General features: G+C 39.5%; 11 protein-coding genes and 1 tRNA gene. 4 read left to right on the top strand and 8 right to left on the bottom strand.

Annotation, left to right across the window (positions count from 1 at the left end):
• Positions 1-127: 127 nt before the first annotated feature.
• From M1E96_RS16770 to M1E96_RS16755, 4 genes are all read right to left on the bottom strand, one after another.
• Positions 128-427 (bottom strand): YqjK-like family protein, encoded by a 300-nt coding sequence (locus tag M1E96_RS16770; RefSeq protein WP_140180895.1) that lies wholly within the window; start codon positions 425-427, stop codon positions 128-130.
• Complete coding sequence (locus M1E96_RS16765) at positions 414-818, bottom strand: phage holin family protein (RefSeq protein ID WP_070928910.1); 405 nt, start codon at positions 816-818, stop codon at positions 414-416. The genes M1E96_RS16770 and M1E96_RS16765 overlap by 14 nt, the downstream gene beginning before the upstream one ends.
• 5 nt (positions 819-823) lie before the next feature.
• Complete coding sequence (locus M1E96_RS16760; RefSeq protein ID WP_070928909.1) at positions 824-1,129, bottom strand: YqjD family protein; 306 nt, start codon at positions 1,127-1,129, stop codon at positions 824-826.
• A gap of 326 nt (positions 1,130-1,455) precedes the next feature.
• Entirely contained in the window at positions 1,456-2,118 is a 663-nt protein-coding gene (locus M1E96_RS16755; RefSeq protein WP_070928908.1) for a DedA family protein, read from the bottom strand.
• A gap of 621 nt (positions 2,119-2,739) precedes the next feature.
• Here M1E96_RS16755 and M1E96_RS16750 point away from each other — a divergent pair.
• Positions 2,740-3,699: a TerC family protein gene (locus M1E96_RS16750; protein WP_070928907.1), complete on the top strand. Its 960-nt coding sequence runs from the start codon at positions 2,740-2,742 to the stop codon at positions 3,697-3,699.
• Between the two features lie 273 nt (positions 3,700-3,972).
• Positions 3,973-5,229 carry a serine/threonine transporter SstT gene (gene sstT, locus M1E96_RS16745; RefSeq protein ID WP_272580702.1) on the top strand — a complete coding sequence of 419 codons (1,257 nt, stop codon included), beginning with the start codon at positions 3,973-3,975 and terminating at the stop codon, positions 5,227-5,229.
• A gap of 117 nt (positions 5,230-5,346) precedes the next feature.
• Here the strand turns inward: sstT and M1E96_RS16740 are convergent, their stop codons facing one another.
• Positions 5,347-7,368 carry an NADPH-dependent 2,4-dienoyl-CoA reductase gene (locus M1E96_RS16740; protein ID WP_272580701.1) on the bottom strand — a complete coding sequence of 674 codons (2,022 nt, stop codon included), beginning with the start codon at positions 7,366-7,368 and terminating at the stop codon, positions 5,347-5,349.
• A gap of 340 nt (positions 7,369-7,708) precedes the next feature.
• On the opposite strand from M1E96_RS16740, the gene M1E96_RS16735 reads away from it, so the two are divergent.
• A complete protein-coding gene (locus M1E96_RS16735; RefSeq protein ID WP_070928904.1) occupies positions 7,709-8,305 on the top strand; it encodes a GNAT family N-acetyltransferase in 597 nt (198 codons plus the stop codon).
• A 45-nt stretch (positions 8,306-8,350) separates the two neighbouring features.
• On the opposite strand, the gene M1E96_RS16730 is transcribed toward M1E96_RS16735, so the two are convergent.
• Positions 8,351-9,421: a dihydrodipicolinate reductase gene (locus M1E96_RS16730; protein WP_140180891.1), complete on the bottom strand. Its 1,071-nt coding sequence runs from the start codon at positions 9,419-9,421 to the stop codon at positions 8,351-8,353.
• A 360-nt stretch (positions 9,422-9,781) separates the two neighbouring features.
• Between M1E96_RS16730 and M1E96_RS16725 the strand changes: the two genes are divergently transcribed.
• Positions 9,782-9,858: transfer RNA gene (locus M1E96_RS16725), tRNA-Ile, on the top strand.
• A 171-nt stretch (positions 9,859-10,029) separates the two neighbouring features.
• Here M1E96_RS16725 and M1E96_RS16720 read toward each other — a convergent pair.
• Together M1E96_RS16720 and M1E96_RS16715 are read right to left on the bottom strand one after the other, a co-directional pair.
• Positions 10,030-10,938 carry a nucleoside hydrolase gene (locus M1E96_RS16720; protein ID WP_140180889.1) on the bottom strand — a complete coding sequence of 303 codons (909 nt, stop codon included), beginning with the start codon at positions 10,936-10,938 and terminating at the stop codon, positions 10,030-10,032.
• A 623-nt stretch (positions 10,939-11,561) separates the two neighbouring features.
• On the bottom strand, positions 11,562-12,749 hold the full coding sequence (locus M1E96_RS16715; RefSeq protein WP_140180887.1) for an MFS transporter: 1,188 nt from the start codon (positions 12,747-12,749) through the stop codon (positions 11,562-11,564).
• Positions 12,750-12,891 lie beyond the last annotated feature (142 nt).

Below are 12,891 nucleotides of genomic sequence, written 5' to 3'. Positions count from 1 at the left end.
ATTTATTAGTTCAATAAAAAGCAAAGGATATTAACAAAGATGGACAAAAAATTTGAAGTATGGGTTTTGAACGAATAAAACCTGAGGCGATCACTTAAGTCGCCTCAGGTTTTTTTAAAGGGAGAGATTATTTCTGATTAGAATTGACAGCGCCCCGGATAGTACGGATGACACCCCAAGTAGCGAGCGCTTTTTTGCCTAAAGAAAAAATTCGCTTTGGGCGCTTAATGGTATAGATAGACAGTAAACCCGCAGCCGCCATAAAAATTGGCCTAAAAGTGACGATAACTTTCCATGTGCGATCATAAGGCTCAGTGACTTGTAACCAGTCATCAGAAGCGGCAGATAACGCAGCACGTTGTTGATCAATTTTGTCGATCAGGTGCTGTTTTTTTTCGACTAGCAATTGGCGTTTACTTTTGTTCATTATCTGATCCTACCAAAGCTTTTGAGTCCTTCTTTAATTGTTCGCGGGTTGCACCAAGTAAAGTCGACTGTTTCGCTTTTTTGAGTGTCCAAATAGCCCCAATAATGGCTAACAAAATAAGAACACCCGTGGTAATCGCTAGAGCTTGATAGCGATAAATAGGATCAACTGACCAAAAGATCAGACCAAGCAGACACATTAATCCAAAGGCGGTAAATAGTAGAGTGATACCCGCCATTAAAATAAGTTGAATTAGGGTGGTTTTTTCTTCCTCTAACTCAACCGCAATTAATTGAATGCGGGTTTCTACCATTTGTACTGCGATGCCAGCAATGCGCTGCAAGGTAGCTAGGACCCCTTTACCGGGGCCTTGACGCTCTTGTTGTTCCATATGAATTAACGTTTAGCGAGCAATACGCCGAGAACAACGCCAACAGCTGCACCAATACCGATACCTGTCCATGGGTTTTCGCGAACATAATTATCTGCACGACCGGCAATTTCTTTGGTTTGCTCAGTGATTTTTTCACCAGCTTGGCTGAGTTTAGCGCGTGAAGATGACAGGGCATCTTGTGCTTTATGTTTTAGGCTCTCTATTTCTTCTTTTGATTTGTTTCCGGTATCGTTGAGCATCGCTTCTAAAGAGTCTGCCAGTGCTTTGAGTTCTGCGCGTAGTTCTTCTGATGAATGGTTCGATGACATGGTGGAGCCTCCGATAAGTTAATTAATCAATATACTCGTCATACTTTAAGTTGCAGGTTTGTTCACTTGTCGTTTACCTGTACTTCAAATGATTAGAGTATAGAAAAATATAATGCCAGTCTTAACAATAACTATTTTTGCTATAAGTGCAATGAATGATTGCCTATTTATTGATTAAATTAATGTAAAAGCGTATTTAATTTTAAATAAGAAGAAATGTTGTGAAATTTTTGTTAGTAAATTGTTATCGCTAAAGGGGGGCTAAGGGTTGGCAATAAATCAAAGATAAAGCGAGAGGTGGATTGCCCTCTCGCTTAATAGTGAACTTATTTCTTGGTTGATAGCTTTTTCTTGACGACCACTGCGATACTGCCGATAAGACCAAGGATCAATAGTCCTACAGGGATCAACATCAGCACATTCATAATGTGGTGTTCATATTGCAGAAATATCGGGCTTTTACCAAAGCCAAAACCAATTGCAGTTAGGATCAGCACCCAAAGTAGGCCACTTAGCCAATTAAACACTTGAAAACGACCATTTTGTAGGCCTGCGAGCCCTGCGATTGTCGGTAATAATGTCCTAACAAAAGCTAAGAAACGACCTATCAATAGTGCTGCTAGGCCATGACGATGAAACAGGCCGTAAGCGCGTTGGTGGTAGTGTTCAGGGAGGTGTGCTAACCAACCTTTTACCAACTTAGTATTACCCAGCCATCGTCCTTGAATATAGCCAACCCAGCACCCTAGACTTGCGCCAGCTGTCAAAATAACAATCGTCAATGGGTAACTCAGTGTACCTTTTGCAATGAGAACACCAACAAGGATCAGTAAACTGTCACCTGGTAGGAATGCGGCAGGGAGAACCCCATTCTCAAGAAAAAGAATTGCAAATAACATAAAGTAAATCGCCCAGACCAACGCAGGGTTGGATAGGGTTGCATAGTCTTGATGCCAAAGGGCAAAAAATAGTTCTTTAACTAATTCCATTAATGTTTCCTAAACGGCAATAACAGCAACAATCTTATTGTTGAGCAGGGAGACATGGATTATGCGAATACCTAAGTGAAAAGTCATGTTCCCTCAGGCTGTTAGTTTAAAGCATGCCCACTTTAACAAAAGCGAAAATAACTAAACAGTAAATTCTTACTCTATTTTTAGAATTCATTTAAGTTTTTCATTGAAGGGATCCTATGAACAAATTGTCTTTCGTGCGGTAAGTGACGTCAAAATAGATACTATCAGTAGTTTTTAAGCTAAAAATGATAAAAAAGTGTTTTTTCATTATGGATCATTTCCTCAAAAAATTTATTGAAATATTGAAGGCTAATGATTGCATTTTAGGACTAATTACCCTATCTTACTCGTTATAGCAAAGGGGAGTAACTTCTTCTTGTCGGTTTATCGTCATTACGGTGCACACATTGCGCCCGGTAGCCGAGCACCACAATTTCCTGATCCTAGGGCTTTTGTGTTGTAAGTGAGACCTTGCCAGAAGGCGAGGTTTGCACGTTGTTTACAACCAAAAAGTGGTCACTTTAGGTTCAAACAGTTTAAAGCGGCTGGCGTCTTCTGAGATGTCAGCCGTTTTTTGTTTTTTAAGGAAATCATATGCACTCTGTGGGTAATCCTGTTTTATGGGGTAGTTTTGCGGCCATAATCTTGTTCATGTTGCTTGTCGATTTGTTTTGGCAAGGTAAGCACAAAGGACAAGCGATGTCGATGAAACAAGCTGCGGCTTGGAGTATTCTTTGGGTCACTTTATCACTGATCTTTGCTGGTGGGTTCTGGTGGTATCTCAACGACACTGTTAGCGCTGAATTTGCGAATAGCCAAACAATGGCATTTTTAACGGGTTATCTACTAGAAAAAGCACTTGCGGTTGATAATGTATTTGTGTGGTTAATGTTGTTCGGCTACTTTGCGATCCCTGCTAACCTACAAAGAAGAGTATTGGTCTATGGCGTGCTCGGTGCCATCGTACTGCGTACGATTATGATCTTTGCGGGTAGTTGGCTAGTCACCCAATTTAGCTGGATCCTATACCTATTTGGCCTGTTTCTGTTGTTTACCGGACTTAAAATGGCGTTTGCCAAAGAAGACGATTCCCCCATTAATGATAAGCCATTAGTCAAATGGGTACGTTCACATTTACGTATGACCGATGAGTTGCATGGCGAGAAGTTTTTTATCAAACGCAATGGTGTGTTATTTGCAACACCGTTGATTTTAGTACTGATCTTAGTTGAAATTAGTGACGTTATATTTGCTGTTGATAGTATCCCTGCAATTTTTGCTGTCACGACTGACCCATTTATTGTACTCACATCAAATCTATTTGCGATTTTGGGTCTGCGTGCAATGTACTTCTTGCTCGCCGGTGTTGCTGAAAAATTCAGTATGCTTAAGTATGGATTAGCGGTGATTTTAACCTTTATTGGCGTCAAGATGCTATTAATGGATGTTTACCATATTCCAACCGCGATTTCGCTTGGTGTGGTGGCTGCCATTTTAGTGATTACTTTGATTATCAATACGATCGTCAATAAACGAAACGCCTCTCATTATTAACATTTAACATCAATTTAAAATTAAAGCACTCATAATTAGTATGAGTGCTTTTTTTATTTAATTGATTGAAAACCATCATACATTTTATCATCCCCTATCCTACTATAAGAAACAAAATACAGTTAAGATCACAGATATGTAAATATATTGTTAAAACAAATAAATTATTGTCTATATTTAAACTAATCGCCTTTTCAGAAGACAATTATTCCTTATACTGACAAGGCAAGCACATTTTATTCCTAATAATGATAAATAATATATGGGTCTTCTATGGAAACGAACAGAATGGGGTTATGGCAGGCCGTAACAAGAGGCAGTTTAGTTAAACAAATACTTGTTGGTTTAATTGCGGGTATTTTATTGGCATGGTTATGGCCAACAGGAGCAAAAAACGTTGCACTGTTGGGGGATTTATTTGTTAGTGCGTTAAAAGCGGTTGCGCCAGTCTTAGTTTGGGTACTGGTTATGGCATCGATTGCTAATCACCGTAAAGGGCAAAAAACTAGTATTCGTCCAATCTTAGTATTGTATATATTAGGTACCTTCTTTGCCGCATTGGTTGCGGTAATGGGATCCTTTTTATTTCCATCAAACCTTGTTTTAGCCGTTGGTGATACTCAACTTACGCCTCCAAGTAATATTGCTGAAGTGCTTAAGGGTTTATTAATCAATATTTTTGCTAATCCAGTCGATGCACTGATCAAAGGTAACTATATTGGTATTCTTGCTTGGGCAATCGGTTTAGGGATTGCTTTACGCCACGCAAGTGACGCAACTAAGAGTATGATCCAAGACTTCTCAGAAAGCGTCACTCAGCTAGTAAGAGTGGTGATCCGTTTAGCACCTCTTGGTATTTTCGGACTGGTTGCGTCGACCATTGCGACTACAGGGTTTGCTACTCTAAAAGGCTACTTCCATGTATTGGCTGTATTGATTGGTTGTATGTTGGTCGTAGCGCTGATTGTTAACCCAATCATTGTTTACTGGAAAATTAAACGTAACCCTTATCCGCTGGTTTTTGCTTGTCTACGTGAGAGCGGTGTTACCGCCTTCTTTACCCGCAGTTCGGCAGCCAATATTCCAGTAAATATGGGAATGTGTCGCCGTATGAACCTTCATGAAGACACTTATTCAGTTTCGATTCCATTAGGTGCAACCATTAACATGGGTGGGGCTGCGGTTACGATTACAGTGCTGACATTAGCAGCCGTACATACATTAGGTATCCCTGTTGATATTCCAACGGCATTATTGCTGAGCATAGTCGCCGCGGTGTGTGCTTGTGGGGCATCTGGTGTTGCTGGAGGCTCATTATTGTTGATCCCATTGGCTTGTAATATGTTTGGTATTTCCAATGAAATTGCTATGCAAGTGGTCGCGGTAGGAGTGATGATTGGTGTGTTACAGGATTCCGCAGAAACTGCACTTAATTCATCAACTGACGTATTATTTACCGCCGCGGTTTGTTTGTCTGAAGATGAAAAGTTAATTGATCCAGAAGCTCAATTTTCACAGAAAGATCCGTGAATGATGAAATAAACCCACTTTTATTTCTAAATAATTTAGGGTGCAGCGAGATGTTAGCTGCACCCTATCTTAATATAGGGTGTTGTGCTTGGTATCGGTGGCGAACACCTTATAACCTTATAATTGATAGGCGACTTGCATGCCTTGCTCTATTGCCCTTCTTGCGTCTAACTCTGCGGCAACATCAGCACCACCAATCACATAAGCGTTGATACCACGTTGTGATAGCTGCTCTTTCAAAGGGCGATAAGGTTCTTGCCCTGCACAAAGAATAACATTATCAACAGGTAAGCAGCGTACTTGATCTTGATGTCGAATATGCAGCCCATCGTCATCAACGCTCATATATTCAACGCTATTTAGCATTTGTACACCTCGTTTCATTAATGATAAGCGATGTACCCAACCTGTTGTTTTCCCCAATCCAGCTCCAACTTTACTGTTTTTACGTTGCAGCAAATAAAGTTGTCGAGGAGATTGTATTGGGGGGGATGAATGTTTGAACAATCCACCAGCGGAATGAATATTGGTATCGATATTCCATTCTTGATTGAATAATGGTGGATTCAAACTACTGCTTTGGCCTTTTTGGCTTAAATATTCCGCGATATCAAAACCAATACCACCAGCACCAATAATCGCAACAGAGTGGCCAACAACGCGTTTACCGAGCAAAACATCAATATAAGATAATACTTTTCGATGATTTACCCCTTCCAAATGAATGGCCCGTGGCACAACGCCCGTTGCAATAATGACTTCATCAAAATCTATTAAGTCATTAATATCAGCTTGGTGATCAAGGCGAACATCAATATTCAGTAGTTCGAGCTGGCGGCAAAAGTAGCGGATCGTTTCATAGAATTCTTCTTTTCCAGGGATCTGCTTCGCCATATTAAATTGGCCACCGATCTGATCTGATTTTTCAAACAAGGTCACTTTATGTCCGCGTTTAGCTGCATAAATCGCACATGATAGCCCCGCAGGGCCGGCACCAACGATAGCAACAGATTTCAATTGCGTGGCTTTTTCATTTGGATAGTCAAGTTCTCTAACGGCTTGTGGGTTAACAAGGCAAGAGGCGAGTTTGCCGTTAAAAATTTGATCAAGGCAGGCTTGGTTGCAACCGATACAGGTATTGATTTCATCGGCACGATTTTCCTGTGCTTTACGTACAAATGCCTCATCAGCAAGGAATGGGCGTGCCATGGAAACCATATCGGCTTGCCCGGTGGCAAGGATCCGTTCAGCAACAAAAGGGTCATTGATCCTATTCGTTGTGATCAGTGGGATATTGACGTGCCCCATTAATTTTTCAGTTACCCAGCTAAATGCACTGCGTGGTACTTGTGTAGCGATGGTTGGGATCCTAGCTTCGTGCCACCCGATACCTGTATTAATCATGGTTGCACCTGCTTGCTCGATAGCTTTGGCTAGATAGAGAACTTCTTGCCAATTAGAGCCATCTTCGACGAGATCAAGCATCGAAAGTCGATAAATAATAATAAAATTCGCCCCTACGTGCTGGCGGATTTGGCGAACAATTTCCAATGGAAAACGAATTCTGTTTTCGTAGCTACCACCCCATTGATCAGTTCTATGATTAGTTCGTTTAGTAATAAATTGGTTAATTAAATAACCTTCTGAACCCATAATTTCAACGCCATCATACCCCGCTTGTTGTGCAAGTTTTGCCGTGTTGATGAAATCATCAATAGTTTGAGTTATCTCTTGTTCAGTCAACGCTTTGGGTGCAAAAGGGGTAATTTCAGCTTGAATGGCACTGGGAGCAACGATATGTGGGTGAAAACCATAGCGACCCGCATGTAAAATTTGTAAGGCGATTTTACCGTCGGCTTGATGAACTGCCTGAGTGATCGCTTGATGAAAAGGTAGCTGCTCAGGGCAATTAAGTACGGCACCATGGGCTGTTAATGCACCTTCTTTATTTGGTGCAATTCCACCAGTAATGATCAAACTAACGCCATTTTCTGCGCGTAATCGATAGAAATTAGCTAAGCGTTGACTACCTTCAGGGTGCTCTTCAAGGCCGGTATGCATTGAACCCATTAAAATACGGTTCTTTAATACAGTGTGCCCCAAATCGAGAGGGGAAAAAAGATGTGGGAAATTGCTCATATTTTGCTCCCTTAAGGGGTCTTATTCTACTCTAAATAATTCGAGGCGCAGCTAGGCGACAAGTGAACGAGCCGCTAGGAAATGTGACTCGTGCGAGTGAACGTAGTCACCATACCTTAACGCAAAGCGCTGCAACTTGAAGAATGACGAGTATGACAGGTCAGAGGAGTTAACTGTAGCTCAATAAAATGGTTAATAGAAAAATATGTTAAAAAAATGTGATATTTATCATGTGTTTTATTTGTATATAGTTAGCGTCAATGATAATTACGTATTATTTTATACTTTTGTCACAATTCACCTGTAGAAATAGTCAGAGCGTTCAATATAGAGGTAAACCATGAAAAATATATGTCAGGTGATTGAACTTGAAGGGAAATTTGTACGGCTTGAGCTATTATCTCATCAATATGACCAGCAATTTTCCCATATTATACAACGCGATGGTCTACACAATTTATGGTATACCTCGGTGCCTGAGCCTGAAAATGTCAGTAAAGATGTTGATAGGCGGCTGGGGCTTTATCAAAAACAAGAAATGCTGCCATTTGTTGTGATAGATAAAACAACAGGCAACCCTGTAGGTATGACGGCTTATAATAAAGTCGATCATGAGACTCGTAGGGTTGAAATTGGGGCGACATGGTATAGCCGAGAAGTTCAACGTACAGCCATTAACACCGAGGCAAAATTTTTATTATTGCAATATGCCTTTGAATCTCTAGCTTGTGTTGCCGTGGAGTTTAGAACTCATTTTTTGAATCAGCAAAGCCGTAAAGCGATTGAGCGTTTGGGGGCTAAACTCGATGGTATTTTAAGAAGCCATGTTTATACACGGACGGGAGAACTACGCGATACCTGTGTTTATAGCATTATCTTGTCCGAATGGCCGTCGATCAAACGCCATTTAGAGTGGCAAATGGTTAAACCACGGTAGTGATTATGGAGCACATCTTCTAATGCGCTCCATGTACTTATGCTGTTATAAGTATTCGTGCATTGGTTTAGTCATAAAGACATTATTTGGCATTTTCTCTGTTGTAATGAAGCCCGCAGGGCTTTTGATCAGTGCAGGTATGCGATTAACCAGATTAGCACAGGTCAATTCGACCGTTGCTGGGTTATTCACTTCAATGGCTGTATTTGGCTCACCAATAAATTGCCAACTATTTTTATCACACTCATTTGCCGTTAATATTTTTCCAATGCATTCTGTTTCTAAGGTTATGCCTTCAGCAGTTTCGGTGATCACAAGCGCAGATAAACCTAAGACATCACCTTTTTTAACCGTCATTTTTAAGGTATCTGAATAGATATCTTCGGTAGCAATTTGAGGAACACAACGCTGAGTTTGATTGGTTATAGTCAGCCCTAAACGGCTAGCTAACCAACCGTTTTGTGTCCACATATAAGGTGGAGCATATTCGCCACTTTCTATTTTTTGTGAGATCTCTGCATAAGGAAGATCATTATAGTTACCAATTTGCTGATTAAACTCAGTCACAGTTAATCCAGCACCGTGGCCTTTTGCGAGTGCTATCCCATAATCTTCAACGTTGTAGCAGCTAGAGCCTTTGATCTTGGTTAGCTTATGCATAGAGCCGGCCAAGGTATCAATCAGTACCCCCCAGTACATATCTGGATAACCACTGCCTGCTAGGGTACAATTAGTCGTTTTTGCCAGTTGATCGAGTTCTTTAGTTATTTCAGGTGATGAATTCCATGGATAAAGGGCTTCTTCGCCAGTCGAAATCGCATTGATGCCTAGGCGAGCAAAGAGGGAAAATGCGTCATTTAAGTCAGCCATGGTACTCAACGTTGCGATAACGCCGACGTCAGGTTTTAAACGAGATAATGTTGCTTCGGCTTCATTCAAGGGCTGAACTTTAACTCCTGTTAACTCAGTACCCGATATTTCACCAATATCTTTGCCAATAACCGCCTCATTGATATCAAAAGCCGCTACGACTTCAGCGCCATGTTCTTGTAGGTAACGGATCAAGAACTTGCCCATTTTTCCACAACCGTATTGAACAGCACGTACTTTTTTCATCGTTAAGATCCTGTTGTTAATCATCTACCTACATACTCACCTAATGTAGATAAATATTATTGTTTTATATCAATTAATTATGCTGTTTCGATGTTTAAACTATAAAACAGATTCTGTTGGGGCTTTATCAGGAATATTTCATTTTTTATAAATTATTTACTGTAAATATATGTTGGAAAAGTCTCTTATAAACGCAAATACAGCAAGAAAAAAGCATCATTATTTCATTATGAATAATAGTTTTTGATGATGCTATCTTGCTGAACGATAAGGCTGTGTAAGTGATTGGATAGAAAATCGCCATACAGTTTGGAAAGACTAGACCTGAGATAAAACAGCACGTATAATCGCTCCCACTTTGGCCCCTTAGCTCAGTTGGTTAGAGCAGTCGACTCATAATCGATTGGTCGCTGGTTCAAGTCCAGCAGGGGCCACCAAATTTTAGCTGTTAAATCAGCATATTAAGCCACTTTGAAAGAAGTGGCTTTTTTGTTTTTATCGCTTATTGACGACAAAATGTCGACACGGTTTTATTATCGTGTGAGTAAAAGAAGGTGATCTTGATAGTTGAAGGTACTGATCACTCGGCTAATATAGCCATGTATTGTTTAACCAAGCGTACCTATGCGTTCTGCAATTAAAGGCATTAATTTTGAACTATCTACATCGGTGACAATTGTGCATTTAGGTTTGGTAACTTTATTTTTTGTACTATTAGTCACTAAGCTATGACCAAATAGGGTCTTGGATCCACATTCAATATAAATATTCCCTTCTACGGATGAAAATATCTCTGGCTGAATAAGATAAGCAATAACACATGGGTCATGTAGAAATGGATCAAACTCTGCATATTTGCGAGACATTGCTGCGGTAATTTGAGCAATATGGCCTTGTTTTTCTAATGAGTTACAAAGACCAGATCGAATATCAGCTTTTGTGGTGACATCAAGACCCAACATGGTGACATGGTGGGCATTTTCAAAAACGATATGCGCAGCGTGTGGATCGACATAAAAATTAAATTCCGCCGCTGGCGTGACATTTCCTTGGGTGAATGCCGCTCCTCCCATCAATACGATATCTTTTATATTATCGGCTAACCTTGGTTCTTTGATCATTGCTATGGCTATATTGGTTAGAGGGGCTATTGGGCAGAGTGTTATTTCACCAGGGTTTGACATCACAGTATCAATGATAAAGTCGACTGCGTGGCCTGAGTGTTCAGGGTAATTTGATTCAGGTAAAGGAATACCCGCCAGACCGTCTTCGCCATGTACATCTGTGTGATTGCTACATTTTGTCATAATTGGATGTGAGCAGCCTTTAACTAAGGGAATATCAGGCCGTTTTACCAATGCTAGCAGTCGTTTCGCATTATTATGAACTCTATCTAATCCAACATTTCCCGCGACAGTCGTAATGCCAACTAGCTCTATTTCAGGTGAAGCAAGTGCTAAAAAAATCGCGACGGCATCATCAACGCCTGGATCACTATCAATAATAATTTTATGCATCAGTAGCTCCTCAGTTTATATTTATACAAGATATCCAGCATAGCAATTAATAAATAATTGGGTGATTAACCATAAATTCGATTTTTTTATTGTTAATCTATTACTTTTACTGTGATGGGGGTGGAAAAATATCTTTTTTGCGGCAGATTTATGATTTTTGGAATACTAATGCTTTTATTTCTATCATGAAACTGACATTGTGAAAAAATACGATATTACTCAAGTTTTAAGTTGTAGTTTGGATAAGTTAGAGCAAATAAAACTTTATTTTTCTTCACTTAATCTAGATTAGAATTAAACGTTTGATTAATTATTAAGGAATTGGAACTGCTTCATTTTTATGACTATAAAAAATAGGGTTTTTATTTCTTACTATCTAGGGAAACATTGTGGTATCATTAAAAAAATTAATAATATCAATGTGCTACTTTCGGTTTTTATGGTTGTTAATGCGAGTGCTATATCCAATTGAATGATTCGTGATCATGGTCAATTTCTTCTGTATTACCATACCCACTCCTTGGGATATTTAGTTTTCATCATCAAGCAGATTGCCATTAATAGATACAAAAACACTAGCCACGATAAGAAATGGCTAATGTTTTATTAGAGATTTTTAGTGGCTAGTTAATTCTTTTTAAAAAGCATGCGACTAATATCGCAGAGCATATAGAGCATAGCAACGCAAAACTAATAAAGACGACCATATTTGTAGAGTTGACTAAGATATATCCACCAATTGCAGGGCCGAGCGCCATCCCTCCACCAATAACTAGATTGATGTTATTCATTAACCTACCACTAGTATCTAATTGAGAAACCGTTGCCATAATAAAAGGTAAGACAAAGGTCCAAGTGAATTTAAACAAAAATGCGGCAATGATAAAGCGAGTAACTACAGGGGAATCGAGTAACAATAAAATGCTGGCAATTAATAATCCATAACCTAAAAAAACTAATTTATTGGTTTTAAACTTACTGGCGATAGCTGCTGCTATCATTGAACCAATGATCCCCAATACGGTCGCAATAGCTAAAACTCGACCATTTTCTTCGGCGCTTAAGCCACTTTTTTCACCAAATAGACCAATAAAGGTCCAAACTTGGCTAAGACAGATATAGAAAACTAAGATAGCGATGATCGCCATTGTCTTATTAGCAACGTTATTTTTAGTATTGACCATAGCTGCATTTTGCGGTTGCTCCTTTTTAACTACTTGATCTGGAAATGCTTTAATTAAAGGAAAGGATACAATCATCAAAGCCGCTAAAATAAAGTAAACAATACGCAAGCCAAACTGTTCAAATAATGGTGGTAGCGCAAGTAGCCCAAGAGTACCTAATATTAATTGTCCTAGTACCCAAAAAGCATACATGCGACTTGGGTTTTCGGTTTTCCCTGCGCAAGAAAGACAGATGATCATTAAAGTACCGCCAGCTAGAGATGCGATGATACGAAAAATAAATAGCGCCGCATAAGTGGTTGTAAATGCAGAAATCAAATTACCAATAATAAAAACAATAATTGATAACACCGCAATTCTTTGCCAGTTAATACGGTTGATCCAATACCAAGCAGGGATAGTCGCAAAGCTCATGGCGCCTAATTCCGCGGAGAATAGATAACCGATTTTATCAGCAGAGAGCTGCCATTGGGAGGCCAGCTGACTGGCAACAGCAGGCGCTGTCATTAAAATGCCTGGAGCAATCGCTGCAAAAATAATAATTGCTAACAATAAATTCAGCGAAGATTTTAGAACAATTTTTTGGGGAATATCATTGACTTCTTGTGTGTGCAGCGATTCGTTCATTTTGGCACCTCGTCAATATAATAAGTATTGCCAGTAATATATGTTAATAAAAAGTTAACATGCATTGATGATTTTAGAGCTAAATTACCTAAAGTGACTATCATTCTTAAGAACGAAAATCAGATGGTTTTTTGTTTTTAAA

Source organism: Providencia sp. PROV236, from assembly GCF_033676985.1.
Classification (GTDB): domain Bacteria; phylum Pseudomonadota; class Gammaproteobacteria; order Enterobacterales; family Enterobacteriaceae; genus Providencia; species Providencia manganoxydans.
This window is presented reverse-complemented; position numbering and strand designations above follow the sequence as displayed.

What these genes read in the sequence shown, in the direction of transcription:
- M1E96_RS16765 (WP_070928910.1), bottom strand. Translation starts at nt 818, where the DNA reads ATGGAACAACAAGAGCGTCAAGGCCCCGGTAAAGGGGTCCTAGCTACC.
- M1E96_RS16760 (WP_070928909.1), bottom strand. Translation starts at nt 1,129, where the DNA reads ATGTCATCGAACCATTCATCAGAAGAACTACGCGCAGAACTCAAAGCA.
- M1E96_RS16750 (WP_070928907.1), top strand. Translation starts at nt 2,740, where the DNA reads ATGCACTCTGTGGGTAATCCTGTTTTATGGGGTAGTTTTGCGGCCATA.
- M1E96_RS16755 (WP_070928908.1), bottom strand. Translation starts at nt 2,118, where the DNA reads ATGGAATTAGTTAAAGAACTATTTTTTGCCCTTTGGCATCAAGACTAT.
- M1E96_RS16740 (WP_272580701.1), bottom strand. Translation starts at nt 7,368, where the DNA reads ATGAGCAATTTCCCACATCTTTTTTCCCCTCTCGATTTGGGGCACACT.
- M1E96_RS16770 (WP_140180895.1), bottom strand. Translation starts at nt 427, where the DNA reads ATGAACAAAAGTAAACGCCAATTGCTAGTCGAAAAAAAACAGCACCTG.
- M1E96_RS16720 (WP_140180889.1), bottom strand. Translation starts at nt 10,938, where the DNA reads ATGCATAAAATTATTATTGATAGTGATCCAGGCGTTGATGATGCCGTC.
- M1E96_RS16730 (WP_140180891.1), bottom strand. Translation starts at nt 9,421, where the DNA reads ATGAAAAAAGTACGTGCTGTTCAATACGGTTGTGGAAAAATGGGCAAG.
- M1E96_RS16735 (WP_070928904.1), top strand. Translation starts at nt 7,709, where the DNA reads ATGAAAAATATATGTCAGGTGATTGAACTTGAAGGGAAATTTGTACGG.
- M1E96_RS16715 (WP_140180887.1), bottom strand. Translation starts at nt 12,749, where the DNA reads ATGAACGAATCGCTGCACACACAAGAAGTCAATGATATTCCCCAAAAA.
- sstT (WP_272580702.1), top strand. Translation starts at nt 3,973, where the DNA reads ATGGAAACGAACAGAATGGGGTTATGGCAGGCCGTAACAAGAGGCAGT.